Below are 15,055 nucleotides of genomic sequence, written 5' to 3'. Positions count from 1 at the left end.
GGTTACGCCGTGCGGCTGGTCAGAGCCCATTGCGGCGGGCGACCTCGCCGAGCCAGGCCAGCGAGGGCTTCGGGAACCGCTCGAAGGTCTCGTGGTCGAAGCCGATGAGACCGAACGTCGGCCGGAATCCACTCGCCCATTCGTAGTTGTCCAGCGCGCTCCAGTGCTGGTAGGCGCGGACCTCGATGCCGTCGCTGATGGCGCGGTGCAGCCCCTCCAGCGCGCCCTGCGTGTAGGCGATGCGGCGGGTGTCGTCGGCCGTCGCGATGCCGTTCTCCGTGACGAGCACGGGGACACCGCCGCTGCGCTCCCACGCGCTGCGCACGCCCAGCTCGAGGGCCTCGGGGAAGAACTCCCAGCCCGTGAGCGTCGTCTCCACGTCGGGCGACACCGGCAGCGGTCCCTCCGGGCCGATGAACGTGCGGGTGTAGGCCTGCACGCCCACGAAGTCGTCTCCGGCGGACTGCTCCAGGTACCAGTGGTCGCGCGGGTCGCCGTATGTCGCGAGCATCTCATCTGCCCCGGGCTCGCCCGTGGAGTGGAAGGCCTGGGTGGCGATCGTCCATCCCGCCTGCACTCCGGGCACCGTGTGCAGGATCTCGGACGCCCGCCGGTGGGCGGTCAGCAGGGTGTCAGCGACACCGAGGTCGGGGTTCGGCAGGCCGTAGGCGACGAGGTTCGCCGCGTCCTCGCCCCCGGCGAGCATCGCCGCGATGTTCGGCTCGTTGATCGTGCACACGTAGCGCACGCCGTCGAGGATCGGCAGCACGGTCTCCACGTAGCGGGAGAACAGGTCCACCGCGTCGTCGGCACGCCAGAAGCCGTCCTTCTGGAACCACTGCGGCACCGTGAAGTGCATGAGGGTGACCGTCGGGTCCAGCCCGTTCTCCCTGGCGGTGTCGATCATCCGGCGATAGTGGTCGAGCATCGCCCGCGAGACGAACCCGCGCTCCGGCTCGATCCGCGCCCACTCGACCGAGAACCGGTAGGAGTTCAGCCCGGCCTCGGCGAGCAGCCGCATGTCCTCCGGGTAGCGGTGGAAGTGGTCGGCGGCGTCACCGGAGGGCTCGACCATGGTCGAGTCGGGGGCGTGTTCCATCGCCCACCAGTTGCTCGTGGTGTTGTTGCCCTCCACCTGATGGGCGGCGGTCGCGGCGCCCCAGAGGAAGCCGTCGGGGAATGCGAGCACGGATGCGCTCCTCTCTCTTTCTTGCAGTCGTCCGGTGCGCGTCAGCGGGCGCGGGCGGGGTTCGGCACGGCGTCGAGCAGTTCGACCGTGTACGGGTCCTCCGGATGCTGCAGCACCTGGGAGGTCTCGCCCCGCTCGACGACGCGGCCGCTGTTGAGCACGAGGATGTTCTCGGTGACGAGCCGCGCGCTCAGCAGATCGTGGGTGATGTAGAGCATGCTGATGCCCCACCGTTCGCGGAGGTCCTCCAGCAGCGCGAGCACGCCGGCGCGGAGCGACACGTCGAGCATCGACACCGGCTCGTCCGCGATGAGCACCTGCGGGTCGCTCGCGAGCGCCCTGGCGATCACCACCCGCTGCCGCTGCCCGCCGGAGAGCTGGTGCGGCAGCTTGGCGGCGAACTGCTCGACGGGCGTCAGGCCCACCGTCTCCAGCAGTTCGAGCACACGGGCCCTGGCCTCCGCCCCGCGCAGCCTCGTGTAGTTCACGACGGGACGGGTCAGGGCGTACTCGACGGTGTGCAGCGGGTTCAGGGCCGCGTACGGATCCTGGAACACCATCTGCACGTCCTTGCGGAGGTCGCGGAGTCCTCGGCGTTTCAAGGACGCGACATCGGTGTCGCCGAAGCGGATGCGGCCGGAGGTCGGCTTCTCGACGCCGGTGAGCATCTTCGCGATCGTCGACTTGCCCGAGCCGGAGGCACCGACCAAGGCCAGCCCCTCCCCCGGCTCCAGCCGGAAGGACACGTCGTCGACCGCGACGACCGGATCCTGACCGCGGCGCGGTGCCGGATAGCGCTTGGTCACGCCCTCCACCACGATCGCGGCGTCGGCCCGCCGGGCGTCCCGCGGCGAGACGGTGGGCAGGGTCTCGGTGACGTCCGTGCGGCTGCGTCCCTCCCGGCGGCGGGTGCCGAGATCGACGAACCCGGGGATCTCGATCTTCTCGGCGCGCGGGTCGGCGTAGTGGCTCAGCAGCATCCGGGTGTACTCGTCCTGCGGGCGGTGCAGGATGTCCTGGCTGCGGGCGTCCTCCACGATGCGGCCCTCGTGCATGACCATCACCCGGTCGGTCGCCTCGAGGACGATCCCGAGGTCGTGGCTGATGAGGATCGCCGTGAAGCGCTCGGACCGCTGCAGCTCCTGGATCGTGTCCATGACCGCGTGCTGGACGAGCACGTCGAGCGCGGTGGTGGGCTCGTCGAACACCATCAGCTGGGGTTCGAGCGAGAGGGCGAGGGCGATCGAGGCGCGCTGCCGCATGCCGCCGGAGAGCTCCCCGGGGTACCGGTCGAGCACCTCCGGCTTCAGCCCGACCTTGCCGACGAGCTCCCGCGCCCTGGCCTGGCGCTGCTCGGCGGGCACATGACCGTGCGCGGCGAAGATGTCGCGGAAGTGGTTGCCCACGGTCCGCACGGGGTTCAGTGCGTTCATGCCGGACTGCAGCACCATCGCGAAGCCGCCCTGGCGCTGACGCCGCAGCTCCTCGGCATCGAGCTCGCGGATGTCGCGGCCGTCGAAGAGGATGCGTCCGCCGCTGATGCGCGCCGGCGGCTTCTGCAACCGTGTCAGCGCGAAGCCCAGCGTGGACTTGCCCGACCCGGACTCGCCGACGAGCCCGACGAACTCGCCGCGCCGGAGCGCGAACGACACGTCGCGTACGGCCGGCACCGGTTCCTGCCCCGGGGAGGCGTACTCCACGGACAGCGATTGGACGTCGAGGAGGATGTCGTCGTGCTCCATGGCGCTCATCGGCCCTTCCCTTCGCGCAGGCGCGGATTGGAGATGCCGTCCACGCCGAAGTTGATGAGTGTGAGGCTGAGGGCGAGCAGTGCGATGCACAGACCGGGCGCGAACAGCAGCAGCCACTGTCCGGTGAGCAGGGAGTTGGAGTTCTGCGCCCAGTAGAGCATCGTGCCCCAGCTGACGATGCTGGAGTCGCCCAGACCGAGGAACTCCAGCCCCGCCTCGGCGAGGATCGCCGCCGTCGCCGCCCCGAAGAGGGTGCCGGCGATGATCGACGTCATGTTCGGCAGGATCTCGCGGAAGACGATCCGCGCCCTGCTGTCTCCGGAGAACTGCGCCGAGGTGACGAAGTCATTGCCGCGGAGGGACTGGGTCTGGCTGCGCAGCACGCGCGCACCCCACGCCCAGCCCGTCACGACGATCACGGCGATGATCATGAGGATGCCGCCGTTCTGCAGGTAGGCCGCGATCACGATCATCAGCGGCAGGCCGGGGATCACGAGGAACAGGTTCACGATGAACCCGACGACCTCGCCCGCGAACCCGCGCATGTAGCCCCAGCTCAGACCGATCAGCACGGCCACGATCGTGGAGAGCAGCCCGGCTGCGAAGCCCACGAGGAGACTGACCTGGGCTCCGTAGATGAGCTGGCTGAGCACGTCCTCCCCCGCGGCGGTCGTGCCGAGCCAGTGCTCCCACGAGGCGTCGGCGTTGCGCGGGAACCCGTTCTCCTTCGGCCCGTACGGAGCCAGGAGCGGAGCGAACACGGCGACGAGCACGAAGAACGCGAGGAGGCAGAGGCCGACGCGGGCCTTGCCGTTGGACCACAGGGTGCCGACCATGCGGCCGAAGGCGCGCCAGGGGCTAGGGGCCGCGATGCGGGCGGTGGGGACCTTGACGGTCACGGTGCTGGGGGTGGGGTTCGGGGTCGTCATCGGCGAGTCCTCGGGTCGAGAACCCCGTAGAGGATGTCCACGAGGAAGTTGGCGATGAGCACGCTCACGGTGATCATCAGGAAGAGCGCCTGCATGAGCGGGTAGTCCTGCCCGATCACGGCGTTGAAGAGCAGGTAGCCGATGCCCGGGTATCCGAACACCTGCTCGACGAGGATCGAGCCGCCCACCACGCCGCCGAGCGTGAGCCCGAAGCCGGTGAGGTTCGGCAGGATCGCGTTGCGGGCCGCGTAGCGGAGGGCGATCGTGCGACCGCGGAGGCCGTTCGCCTCTCCGAAGGTGATGTAGTCCTCGCCGAGCGTGTTGATCATCGCGTTGCGCATGCCGATGATCCAGCCGCCGAGGGAGGTGAGCAGGATCGTCAGCGCGGGCAGGAACGCGTGCCGGACGAGGTCGACGATGAAGTCCCAGGTGAATCCCGGGGTGGTCGTCGCCGAGTAGGCGCCGGTGGTCGGGAACCAGTGCAGCACGTAGCCGAGGAAGAACAGCAGCAGCAGCGCCGTCCAGAAGTACGGGAACGTGCTGAGGAACGACCCGGTCAGCGTCGGCAGCGAATCCAGCCAGGTGCCGCGCCGCCAGGCGGCCATCACGCCGATGAGGGTGCCGATCACGAAGGCGAGGATCGTGACGATGCCGACGAGGCCGAGCGTGTAGGGCAACGCGGTGGAGACCATGCTCGACACGGTCTGCGGGTAGAACGTGTACGAGACGCCGAAGTCGAGTCGGGCGACCTGGCCCAGGTAGGCCACGTACTGGTCCCACATCGAGCCGGTCGGCACCCCGAGCTGCGCCTCGATCGCGGCGCGCGTGGCGTCCGAGACCGGACCGTTCTGGGAGAGCTTCGCGATCGCCGCGTCGGCGGGAGAGCCGGGCATGAGTCGCGGGAGGAAGAAGTTCAGGGTGATCGCGGCCCACAGGGTGAGCACGAACAGGCCGATCTTCTGGAGGACGTACTTCACTGGTCCCCTCCGTCCGTGCGCTTCAGGTGGGTGAAGATGCCCAGCGGCGCAGAGTCGTAGTTCTGCGGGATCATGTACGGGTCTTCCGCGGAGGGCCAGCCGGTGAACTTCGCGTCGTTGAACAGACCCCAGATGCCGCCGTAGTAGAGGCCGATCACGGGGACCTGCTCGTACACGATGCTCTGCAGCTCGTGCACGATCTCGGTCTGGCGGTCGGGGTCGATCGTGGCGCGGTACTCCTCCAGCAGGGCGTCGGCCTCCGGGGAGCGGTAGCGCTCGAAGTTGTTGGTCGTGACCTCGCCGGCCGGCACGTAGAAGTCGCTGGAGAGCAGGCTGTTGTAGGCCTGGTACACGTCGCCGTTGCCCATGCCGCCGATCGCCATCTCGAAGTCGCCGGTGCCGATCGCGCTCTGATACCCGGCGGGCTGCGGGAGCTTGAGCGACACCTTGACGCCGACGTCCGCGAGCTGGCCCTGCACGGTCTGGGCCGCGCGCGTCCAGTCGGAGTATCCGTTGGCGGTGGTCAGCGAGAAGGCGAGCTGCTCGCCGTCCGGACCGACGAGCTGATCGCCCTGGAGGGTGTACCCGGACTCGGCGAACGCCGCCAGCGCGGCGTCGCGGTCCTGGGCGAGCATGCCCTGGTCCGGGATCTCCGGGTCGAGGTACTTCTCCTGGTTGGGCAGGATGAGGCCGGTCTGCCCTGCGGGCTGCATGTAGCCCTCGGAGGCGGTCTCGGCGATCTCCTCCCGGTCGAGCGCGAGCGCGATGCCGCGACGGACGTTCACGTCGTCGAACGGGGCGACCTCGAGGTTGGGCACGAGCGAGATGACGCCGCCCGGCGGGAACCACCAGGTGTTGTCGGGACTCGCCGCCCCCCAGGTGCCCTCGACGTCGGAGATGAAGGAGTAGGCCCAGTCGTAGCCGCGGGTCACGGTGTCGAGCTGGGTGTTCGTCGCCGGCAGGATGATGTGCTCGATCTCGATCTTGTCCGCCTGCCAGTAGTCCGGGTTGCGGTCCATCGAGTACTGCTGGTCGTTGTAGTTCCCGAGCACGAACGGCCCGGTGCCGACCGGCTCCTCGTTGCGCCAGGTGGCTGGGTCCTCCACGTCCGCCCACAGGTGCTCGGGCACGATCATGGTCTGTCCGAGGATCGACAGTGAGGGCGCGTCGTCGCTCTGCAGATGGAACACCACGTCGTCGCCGTCGACCTCGACGCTGTCGATGTGCTGCCACGCGCCCTTGATGTCGAGCGAAGGCTCGTCCTTGATGAGCTGGAACGTGAACGCCACGTCCTCCGGGGTGAGCGCCTCGCCGTCGCTCCACTCCACGCCGTCGCGGACCGTCATCACGATCGTGCGGGCGTCGGGCTGGGTCCACTCGGACGCGAGCCACGGGGTGAGCTCGCCGTCGAGCGGGTTCACCAGGATGAGCGGCTCGTAGATCCACCGCGAGGCCGTCCGGGTGTTCGTGAGGTAGGGGTTGAAGTTCTGGGTGAAGAACGGGTTGCCCTTGTCGGCGTTGATGAGCATCGTGTCGTCGCCGATCGAGGGGTCGGGCTGCGAGCTGATCTGGATGCTGCAGCCGCTGAGCGCGACCGCTGCGGCCGCGAGCCCCACGACGGCGGCGCGGCGCCAGCGTCGGAAGGTGTGCGTCTCTGCCACTGGATGACCTCATGTCGTCTCTGTCATGAAGGGCGCCCCGGGGGGTGGGGAGTCCTGCCGGCCGAAGCCGTACACCAGATTGTAAGCGCATACATTTCCAATCGGCAACCCCGTGGTGAGCCCGGGGGTCCTCCGGGGCGGTGCTGACGCGTCGGCTCAGGAGGGGCGCGTGGAGCTCTCGCGGAGGAGGATCTGGAGCGGCAGACGCGTGGTGAGCGGCGGGGCGTCCGGCTGCTCCAGCCGCCGCGCGAGCACCTGCACCGCCGCGCGCCCGAGCTCGATCATCGGCTGCCGGATCGTGGTCAGCGGGGGCGACACCAGGGTCGCCGCCTCGATGCCGTCGAACCCCGTGACGAGGACGTCGTCCGGCACCCGCACGCCCGCGCCCCGGAACACGTCCATGGCGCCGAGGGCCATCTGGTCGTTGGCGGCGATGAGAGCAGCGGGCACGCCGTCGTGCGCGAGCTCCTCCCCCGCCCGACGCCCGGAGGCGCGGGTGAAGTCGCCCCGGAGCACGCGTACCGCCGCCGGATCGCGCCCCGCCGCGGCGAGCGCGGTCGACACGCCCTCCCACCGCTGCTCGGCGTCGGGCGAGTCGGCCGGGCCGGCGAGGAAGGCGATCTCCCCCTCCCCGACCTGGGACAGCACGTGACGGGTCAGCTCCCCCATCGCCTCGACGTTGCTCACCGTGACGTGGTCGTAGGCATCGCCCCGCGGCGGTCCGGACAGCACGACCACCGGGATACGGCGGGCCAGCCGGGCGAGCACGTCGTCCGGCACGCTGCGCGCGAGCACCATGAGCCCGTCCACGCGGCCGGCCATGTCGCGGACGGTGGAGCGGTCGGGATCGTCGCGGCCGACACCCACCATGAGCACGAACCCCTGCTTCCACGCCTCCAGCTCGGCGCCGCGGAGGACTTCGTCGAGGAACAGCATCGAGGAGTGCGGCGCGTCCTGTTCGTCCGACACGACCGTGAACGGCGGGCGGGCGGCGGCGGACAGCACGTCGAGGGGCGGGGCGTCCTCGGCGGCGTCGAACCCGGGGAAGTACAGCCCCAGCACCCCGGTCCGGCGTTCCGCGAGACCCCGCGCGCTCCCGCTGGGGACGTACCCTAGCGCGGAGACCGCGTCGAGCACCCGCTCGCGGGTCACCGGACGGACGGCCTCCGGCGAGCGCAGCACGCGCGACACGGTCGCGATCGACACTCCGGCGCGATCGGCGACGTCGTACACCGTCGCGGCCTTGCTCACGCGGATCTCCTCTCGTCGCGGGTTCTGGTCCTGTCCCGGTCCTGGTCCGGGTCCTGGTCCCGGTCCTGTCAGCGTAGGACAGTCTCCCCCTCCCCTTGCCCCCTCCCCTTGCCCCCTCCCGCGCGCGGGCGCAGATTCGCGTCGGTGTCGCAGGGATGGAGTCGGTCTCTGCGACACGGTGCATATGTCCGACACGGTGCGGATCTGCGACACGGTGCAGATCTGCGGGAGTGTGCCTGGACGGGGCAGGTCAGGGGCGGAAGGCGCGGAGCGCGCCGTGGGGGCGGGAGCTGATCTCGCCGGGTTCGCGCTCGCGGGTCTCCGACCACTGCACCTCGAGACCGGCCGTGGCGAGCAGGGGGGACAGGGCCTCCGCGGTCCAGAAGAACGCGGGTGCGACGGCATGACGGAAGACCGCCCGGGGTTCGCCGACGAAGAAGCCGAGGAGCAGGCTCCCACCGGGGGCGAGCACCCGGGCGAACCCGGCGAACACGTCCGGCAGCTCGGCCGGAGGCGTGTGGATCACGGAATACCACGCGAGGACGCCGCCGACCGTGCCCGATGTCTGCGGCAGCGCCAGGAACGACCCGTGATGGAACGAGAGGTGCGGATACTGCGCCCGCGCCCCGTGGATGAAGGCCGCAGAGAGGTCGATCCCCTCGACGTCCCGCCCGGTTCCGAAGCCCTCACCCGTACCCCCGTACAGGAAGGCCGCCCAGTGACCGGGGCCGCAGCCCGCATCCAGCAGCCGTCCCGGGGTCTCATCGCGCCACCGCCGGATGAGCTCACGGTCACGGGGATCCATCAGCCCCAGGTCTCCCGCGACCTCCCGGTACTCCACGGCCCTCGCGTCGTAGGCGCGCGCGACCGGGTCCTGTCCCGCGGGAGGTCGCAGATCTGGGCTCATGTCGCCCCCGTCTGCCGTATCCCTGCGACCGGGGTGCGAATCTGCGGGGGAATCCTCTCCCGCGGGAGGTCGCAGATCCGGGCTCATGTCGCAGCCGTCCCGCGGGTCACTGCGACCGGGGTGCGAATCTGCGACGGGGGTCACCGTGACCGCGCCGCGAGGGCCGCCTGATACAGCTCCCGGGAGGACAAGCCCGTCAGGGTCGCGACCTCGGAGGCCGCATCCTTCAGGCGGGTGCCGTCCGCGACCAGGGTCTGCACCTGGGCGAGGGCGTCCTCCGGGGAGGCCTCCCGCCGCGGCGCCCCCTCGACGACCACCACGATCTCGCCCCTCACCCCGTCGGCGGCCCAGGCGGCGAGCTCGGACGCGGTGCCACGACGGACCTCCTCGTACAGCTTCGTCAGCTCCCGGCACACGGCGATCCGGCGGTCCGCGCCGAAGGCGGCACCCATGTCGGTCAGAGTCGTCGCCAGGCGCGAAGGTGACTCGAAGAACACCATCGTGCGCGGCTCGGCGGCGAGGGCGGAGAGGGTCGCCCGGCGCTCCCCCGGCTTCCGCGGCAGGAACCCCTCGAAGGTGAAGCGGTCCGTCGGCAGCCCCGAGATCGCCAGCGCCATGAGCACCGCGCTGGGCCCCGGGATCGCGGTCACCGTGACCCCCTGCGCCACCGCCTCGGCGACGAGGCCGTACCCAGGATCGCTCACGGTCGGCATGCCCGCATCGCTCAGCACCACGAGGTCGGTCTCCACGGCGAGCGCGGCCAGTTCCGCGGCCTTCTGCTTCTCGTTGTGGTCGTGCAGCGCGATCAGGCGGGGCCGGTTGTCGATCTTGAGGGCCTGCAGGAGGCGCTGCGTCGTGCGGGTGTCCTCCGCGACGACGATCTCGGCGTTCTCCAGCACCTCCACGAGGCGCCGCGACGCATCGCCCAGGTTTCCGATCGGGGTCGCGGCGAGGATGATCACCCGCCCAGCTTAGGCGCGGCCCCTTGGCGGACCGTCGAGGCGGCTCCGGGGCCGGCATACCGGGAGCACAGGGCGGAGTGTGTCTAGGCTGGACCGGTGACCGCGCCCGAGCCCCTCCTGCCTCTCCCCGAGGAGCGCCTCACGCGTTACGAGCGGCTCCGCGACCGCGTGCTGCACGCGCCGGACTGGGGCCGGGCGATCGGCTGGCTGGCCCCGCTGCTGGTCACCGCTCTCGCGGCGGTGCTGCGCCTGGCGAACGTCGGCCACCCGCACCAGCTCGCCTTCGACGAGACCTACTACGTCAAGGACGCCTGGTCGCTGTGGAGCCTCGGCTACGAGGGGGTGTGGGGCGAGAACGCGAACGACGCCTTCGTCACCCTGCAGGAGCTCCCGCTGACGAACAAGGGCGCGTTCATCGTGCACCCGCCGCTCGGGAAGTGGCTCATCGCGCTCGGCATGGCCATCGGCGGGCCCGACAACAGCGCCGGATGGCGTCTGGCGACCGCGCTTCTCGGTGCGGGATCGGTGCTACTCGTCTTCCTCATCGCGCGCCGGCTGACCGGCTCGGTCGTGGCGGCGACGGTGGCCGGGACGCTCCTCGCGATCGACGGCCTCAGCATCGTGATGAGCCGCATCGCGCTGCTCGACGGCATCCTCACCTTCTTCGTGCTGCTGGGCGTGCTGTTCGTGCTCATCGACCGCCAGCGCACGATCCCCCTGCTCGAACGCCGGAAACCCGACGACGAGCACCCGCTGTGGGGACCGATCCTGTGGCGCCGTCCCTGGCTCGTCGCCGCGGGGCTCGCTCTCGGCGCCGCCTCGGCGGTGAAGTGGTCGGGGCTGTATGTGCTCGCGGGCTTCGGACTCTACGTCGTCATCACCGATGCCCTCGCCCGGCGCCGCGGCGGGGTCGTCGTGTGGCCGGCGTCCGCGGTCTTCCGGCAGGGGCCGGTGTCGTTCGTCCTCCTCGTCCTGCCCGCCCTCGCGGTCTACCTCGCGAGCTGGACCGGGTGGCTGGTGACGGCGAACGGCTACGACCGCGGCAGCGACCCGAACCCGCTCGTCGCCCTGTGGAACTACCACGAGGCGATGCTCGGCTTCCACGTGGGCCTCACCCGCGGGCACCCCTACGCGAGCCCGGCCTGGGAGTGGCCCTTCCTGCTCCGCCCGACCGCGGTGTGGGTGGACAGCGACCCGACCGGCTGCGGCGTCGACCACTGCATCGGCGTGATCTCGGCGATCCCCAACCCGCTCATCTGGTACGGCGGTGTCGCGGCCAGCGTGTACCTGCTCTACCGCCTCATCCGCGGCTGGATCACGCGGCAGCCGGTCGGCCCGGCGCTCAGCCTGCCGCTCGTGGGGCTCGCGGTGACCTACCTGCCCTGGCTGATGTTCCCCGACCGGACGATCTTCCAGTTCTACACGGTCGTGATGATGCCGTTCCTCGTGCTCGCGCTCACCGTGACGCTGCGGATCATCGCCGGGCGCCGGGAGGATCCGCTCGCGCGCCGCCAGTCGGGAGAGCGCACCGTCCTGATCTACCTCGGCGTCGTCCTCCTCGTCTCGGCGTTCTTCCTGCCGCTGTGGACGGGGATGAGCGTCCCGTACGACTTCTGGCGCCTGCACAACTGGCTGCCGGGCTGGGTCTGACCGACCGGGCCCGGCACCCGGGTCAGGAGACCTCGTCGGCCACGTGCTCCACGAGCGGGAGCACACGACCCGAGAGATGCGTGCGCATCGCGATGGAGGACGCCGTCCGCGCGACGCCCGGCACAAGGGCCACCCGGTCCAGCACCTCCTGGAGCCGCGTCGCATCGCGGGCGACGAGCCGAAGCTGCATGTCGCTCGCGCCGGTCACGGTGTGCATGTCGACGATCTCCGGCACCGCGTCCGCGAGGGCGGTCGCGACGTCGTCGTGTCCGACCTTCTGATCGATCTCGACGAGGCAGAACGCCACGACGCCGTACCCGAAGCCGGCGGGGTCGATGCGCGGCACGATCGCCTCGATCACCCCGCCCTCGTGCAGGCGCGCGAGGCGGCTGGTGGCCGTCCCCCGCGCGATGCCCAGCCGGCGTGCGCACTCCAGCAGGGGCAGCTGCGGCGACTCCGTCAGCAGCCGGATCAAGGCGGCGTCGAGGCGATCGATCCGCACGTCACTCCTTGACGATCCCGGGGCGGGACACACCCCGCGTCAGGCGGGCGACGACGAGCAGCACGGCGGTGAGCCCGAGTGTGAGCAGCAGCTGGATGCGCGCGGCCGGGTCGATCATCGCCAGCGCGATCACGGCCGCGAGCAGCACCAGGCAGAGCCACGAGACCCAGGGGAAGCCCCAGAGCCGCATCGGCATCGCCTCGCCGGCGCGGTCGGCCCGCCGGCGCAGCACGATCTGCGAGATCGCCGTCGCCGTCCAGATCACCAGCAGGGTCGACCCCACGACGTTCAGCAGCGCCGGGAGCACGACATCGGGGAACGCCCAGTTCAGCCCGACGGTGACGAAGCCGAACGCCACCGAGGCGAGGACGGCGACGAACGGCACGCCCTTGAGGCTCGTCCGGGTGACGGACAGCGGCGCCAGCCCGCGCTCCCCCAGTGAGTACGCCATCCGCGACGCGCCGTAGATGTTGGCGTTCATGGCCGAGAGCAGCGCGATCACCACGATGAGGTCCATCACGAGGCCGACGCCCGGGATGTTCAGCGTGTCCAGCACGGCCGAGAACGGACCGGCCTGCACCGCGGGGTCGTCCCACGGGAGCACCGCGACGATGACGAAGATCGAGCCCACGTAGAAGACGAGGATGCGCACGAGCACCTCGCGCACGATCCGGCGGATGTTGCGGGAGGGGTCGTCCGACTCGGCGGCCGCGATCGCGACCACCTCGGTGCCTCCGAACGCGAAGACGACGATGAGGAGCGCCGCCGCGATGCCGGTGATCCCGTGCGGCGCGAAGCCGCCCTCGTCCACCAGGTTCGAGATGCCGGTCGCCGGCACACCCGGGATGAGTCCGACGATCGCGCAGACGCCGACGACGAGGAAGGCGATGATCGCGGCGACCTTGATCGCCGCGAACCAGAACTCGAAGCGGCCGTAGTTGCGCACGCCGAAGAGGTTGACCGCGGTGAGGGCCACGACGAAGACCAGCACCCAGACCCACGCCGGGATCCCCGGGACCCAGTTCGCCACGATCCCGGCCGCGCCGGTCGCCTCAGCGGCGATCACGACGACGAGCTGGATCCAGTACAACCAGCCCACCGCGCTGCCGGCGCTGCGCCCCATGGCCCCCTGGGCGTAGGAGCTGAAGGCGCCGGAGCTGGGGCGGGCCGCCACCATCTCGGCGAGCATCGCCATCACGAGCACGACGATGCCGCCCGCGACGAGGTAGGAGATGAGCACGGCGGGTCCGGCGATGCTGATCGCCTGCCCGGAGCCGACGAACAGCCCCGCGCCGATCGCGCCGCCGAGCCCCATCATGGAGATCTGGCGGCGGGTGAGGCCCGGGTGCAGGCCTTTCGTGGTCGTCGTGGTGACGGGGACCTCGGTCACGGGATCGTTAGTCATGCGTCCGTCGGTCATGCGTTCACCTCGGCGAGCTCGGTCTCGAGGGCGGCTTCCACCCGGTCGATGTCCTCCACGGACCCCGAGGAGATGCGGACGCCCTCGCCGGGGAAGGCGCGGGCGACCACGCCCCCGGCGTGCAGGAGGGCGTCGAGCTCGCCGGTGCGCTCCCCCGCCGGGACCCAGACGAAGTTGGCCTGCGAACGGACGGCGGGCCAGCCTGCCGCGGTGAGCACGGTGTACAGCCGATCGCGCTGCGCCACGACCTCGTCGATGCGGACGGCGAGCTCGTCCTCCGCCGCGAGCGAGGCGAGGGCCGCGGCCTGGGCGAGGTCGGTGACCCCGAACGGCACAGCCACCTTGCGCTGCGCCTCGGCGATCGCGGTGGGGGCGATCGCATAGCCGATACGGAGACCGGCGAGGCCGTAGGCCTTGGAGAACGTGTGCAGCACCGCGACGTGCGGGTGGCGACGGAACAGCTCGATGCCGGCGCCGCGACTGTCCGTGCGGTCGAAGTGCACGTAGGCCTCGTCGATGACGACGAGGACGTCGTGCGGTACCGCGGCGACGAAGCGCTCCAGGGCCTCGGCGTCGACGACGGTGCCGGTCGGGTTGTTGGGGTTGCACACGAACACGAGACGTGTGCGCGGGGTGATCGCGGCGCGCATCGCGTCGAGATCGTGTCCGTGATCGGCATCCAGCGGCACGGCGACGGGCGTCGCGCCCGCGATCCGGACGAGCGAGGGGTAGGCCTCGAAGGACCGCCATGCGAAGACGACCTCGTCCCCCTCGCCGGCGACCGCGTGGATGAGCTGGGCGGCGATCTCCACCGACCCCGCGCCGACGGTCACCTGCGCCGGGTCCACCGCATACCGGGCGGCGAGCGCCTCCCGGACCGCGGAGGCGCTCATATCGGGGTAGCGGTGGATGCCGGCCACCCGGTCCTGCACGGCGCGCACGACGGACGGCAGCGGCGGGTGCGGCGACTCGTTCGAGGAGAGCTTGGAGGCACCGGCCGGGGCGGAGCGCCCCTGTCGGTACGCGGGCACGGCGTCGAGACCGGCGCGAGCGGAGAGAGTCATCGTCAGAGCATCCTTGCTGTGATCCGAGAGGGGTCGCGTCACCCTAGAACGGATGGCGGGCGCTGGGCAAACCGTGCACTCGAAGCTGCGCATCGCGCGCACTCGACGGGCAGACGGACGCCGCGCGGTAGGCAGAATGCACAGCCCAGCTCCGAACAAGGCGGCTCACCGTGCGCGCGAGACCGCGGCCGGATCGCTCACCGGCAGGCGGCACACGAAGGCCCGGCAGTCGTAGGCGCGCTCGGCGGTCGCCTCCTTGCCCTCGAACAGCTCGAACCCCGCGGCGGCGAACGCCGCGGCCTGCACCGGCGTGACGACCGCGACGACATCGGCATCGGCTCCGCGGGCCGCGGCGGCGAGCGCGCCACCGGGGTCCTCCGTCACCACGACGAGCTGCCGCGGCGCGGTGGCGAGTCCGGCGGCGACCCGGAGCAGGCTGCCGTGGGCGAAGGGCTGGGCGAGAGCCCGGGAGGCGAGCGCCTCCACCCGCTCGGCTGCCGCCGCGCGATAGCGGTCCCCTGCCCCGAGACGCCAGGCAGTGAGCGCGGCCTGCGCCACCGCCGCCGTGTCCGAGGGGAGGTCGCCGTCGGTGTGGTCGGGCGAGACGGCGATGCCCTGCGCACGGAGCAGCGGGTCGTCCCCCGCAGCGCCGTCCAGCACCTCGTCGAGGAGGTCGCGCCCCGTGACCGCCGGAGCCACGTCACCCGTCGCCGCCGCGAGGGCGAACAGGCCGTCGGCGAGGAGGGCGAGGTCCGCGGCGGTGGCGACCGCCGCGGAGGCCCGGCCGTCCAG

12 protein-coding genes and 1 pseudogene are annotated in these 15,055 nt (G+C 71.1%); 1 reads left to right on the top strand and 12 read right to left on the bottom strand.

The genetic code is table 11. The features are described from left to right. Window positions 1–19 precede the first annotated feature (19 nt). From DW296_RS07090 to rsmI, 8 genes are all read right to left on the bottom strand, one after another. Entirely contained in the window at window positions 20–1,189 is a 1,170-nt protein-coding gene (locus tag DW296_RS07090) for a glycoside hydrolase family 1 protein (protein WP_136051661.1), read from the bottom strand. A gap of 41 nt (window positions 1,190–1,230) precedes the next feature. Continuing rightward, complete coding sequence (locus DW296_RS07085) at window positions 1,231–2,931, bottom strand: ABC transporter ATP-binding protein (protein ID WP_136051722.1); 1,701 nt, start codon at window positions 2,929–2,931, stop codon at window positions 1,231–1,233. A 5-nt stretch (window positions 2,932–2,936) separates the two neighbouring features. Then, the gene (locus tag DW296_RS07080) at window positions 2,937–3,869 is read right to left on the bottom strand and encodes an ABC transporter permease (protein ID WP_136051660.1); all 933 of its coding nucleotides are present in this window, start codon (window positions 3,867–3,869) and stop codon (window positions 2,937–2,939) included. Beyond that, window positions 3,866–4,846, bottom strand: a complete 981-nt coding sequence (locus tag DW296_RS07075; protein WP_136051659.1) for an ABC transporter permease — start codon at window positions 4,844–4,846, stop codon at window positions 3,866–3,868. The genes DW296_RS07080 and DW296_RS07075 overlap by 4 nt, the downstream gene beginning before the upstream one ends. Next, entirely contained in the window at window positions 4,843–6,507 is a 1,665-nt protein-coding gene (locus DW296_RS07070) for an ABC transporter substrate-binding protein (protein ID WP_136051658.1), read from the bottom strand. Before DW296_RS07070 ends, DW296_RS07075 begins: the two co-directional genes overlap by 4 nt. A gap of 156 nt (window positions 6,508–6,663) precedes the next feature. Then, window positions 6,664–7,758, bottom strand: coding sequence for a LacI family DNA-binding transcriptional regulator (locus tag DW296_RS07065; RefSeq protein ID WP_205807874.1), 1,095 nt, complete (start codon window positions 7,756–7,758; stop codon window positions 6,664–6,666). 250 nt (window positions 7,759–8,008) lie between these two features. Beyond that, window positions 8,009–8,665, bottom strand: coding sequence for a class I SAM-dependent DNA methyltransferase (locus tag DW296_RS07060; protein ID WP_136051657.1), 657 nt, complete (start codon window positions 8,663–8,665; stop codon window positions 8,009–8,011). Between the two features lie 140 nt (window positions 8,666–8,805). Further along, window positions 8,806–9,627, bottom strand: a complete 822-nt coding sequence (rsmI, locus tag DW296_RS07055; RefSeq protein ID WP_136051656.1) for a 16S rRNA (cytidine(1402)-2'-O)-methyltransferase — start codon at window positions 9,625–9,627, stop codon at window positions 8,806–8,808. Window positions 9,628–9,723: 96 nt separating this feature from the next. Here rsmI and DW296_RS07050 point away from each other — a divergent pair, with 96 nt between their 5' ends. Further along, window positions 9,724–11,277 (top strand): dolichyl-phosphate-mannose--protein mannosyltransferase, encoded by a 1,554-nt coding sequence (locus DW296_RS07050; protein ID WP_136051655.1) that lies wholly within the window; start codon window positions 9,724–9,726, stop codon window positions 11,275–11,277. Window positions 11,278–11,299: 22 nt separating this feature from the next. On the opposite strand, the gene DW296_RS07045 is transcribed toward DW296_RS07050, so the two are convergent. The 4 genes and pseudogenes from DW296_RS07045 to DW296_RS07030 form a co-directional block, all read right to left on the bottom strand. Then, the gene (locus tag DW296_RS07045; protein ID WP_025105602.1) at window positions 11,300–11,779 is read right to left on the bottom strand and encodes an Lrp/AsnC family transcriptional regulator; all 480 of its coding nucleotides are present in this window, start codon (window positions 11,777–11,779) and stop codon (window positions 11,300–11,302) included. A 1-nt stretch (window position 11,780) separates the two neighbouring features. Further along, the gene (locus DW296_RS07040) at window positions 11,781–13,184 is read right to left on the bottom strand and encodes an amino acid permease (RefSeq protein WP_136051654.1); all 1,404 of its coding nucleotides are present in this window, start codon (window positions 13,182–13,184) and stop codon (window positions 11,781–11,783) included. Between the two features lie 11 nt (window positions 13,185–13,195). Next, window positions 13,196–14,263, bottom strand: coding sequence for a histidinol-phosphate transaminase (hisC, locus tag DW296_RS07035; protein WP_136051653.1), 1,068 nt, complete (start codon window positions 14,261–14,263; stop codon window positions 13,196–13,198). A 165-nt stretch (window positions 14,264–14,428) separates the two neighbouring features. Then, window positions 14,429–15,055: pseudogene (locus DW296_RS07030) on the bottom strand (thioredoxin domain-containing protein); the annotation flags it as partial.

Origin of the sequence: Microbacterium sp. K36 (assembly GCF_004794355.1) — a bacterium.
GTDB lineage: Bacteria > Actinomycetota > Actinomycetes > Actinomycetales > Microbacteriaceae > Microbacterium > Microbacterium paraoxydans_D.
Note: the sequence above shows the minus strand (reverse complement) of the source record. Positions and strands in the feature narration are given on the sequence as shown.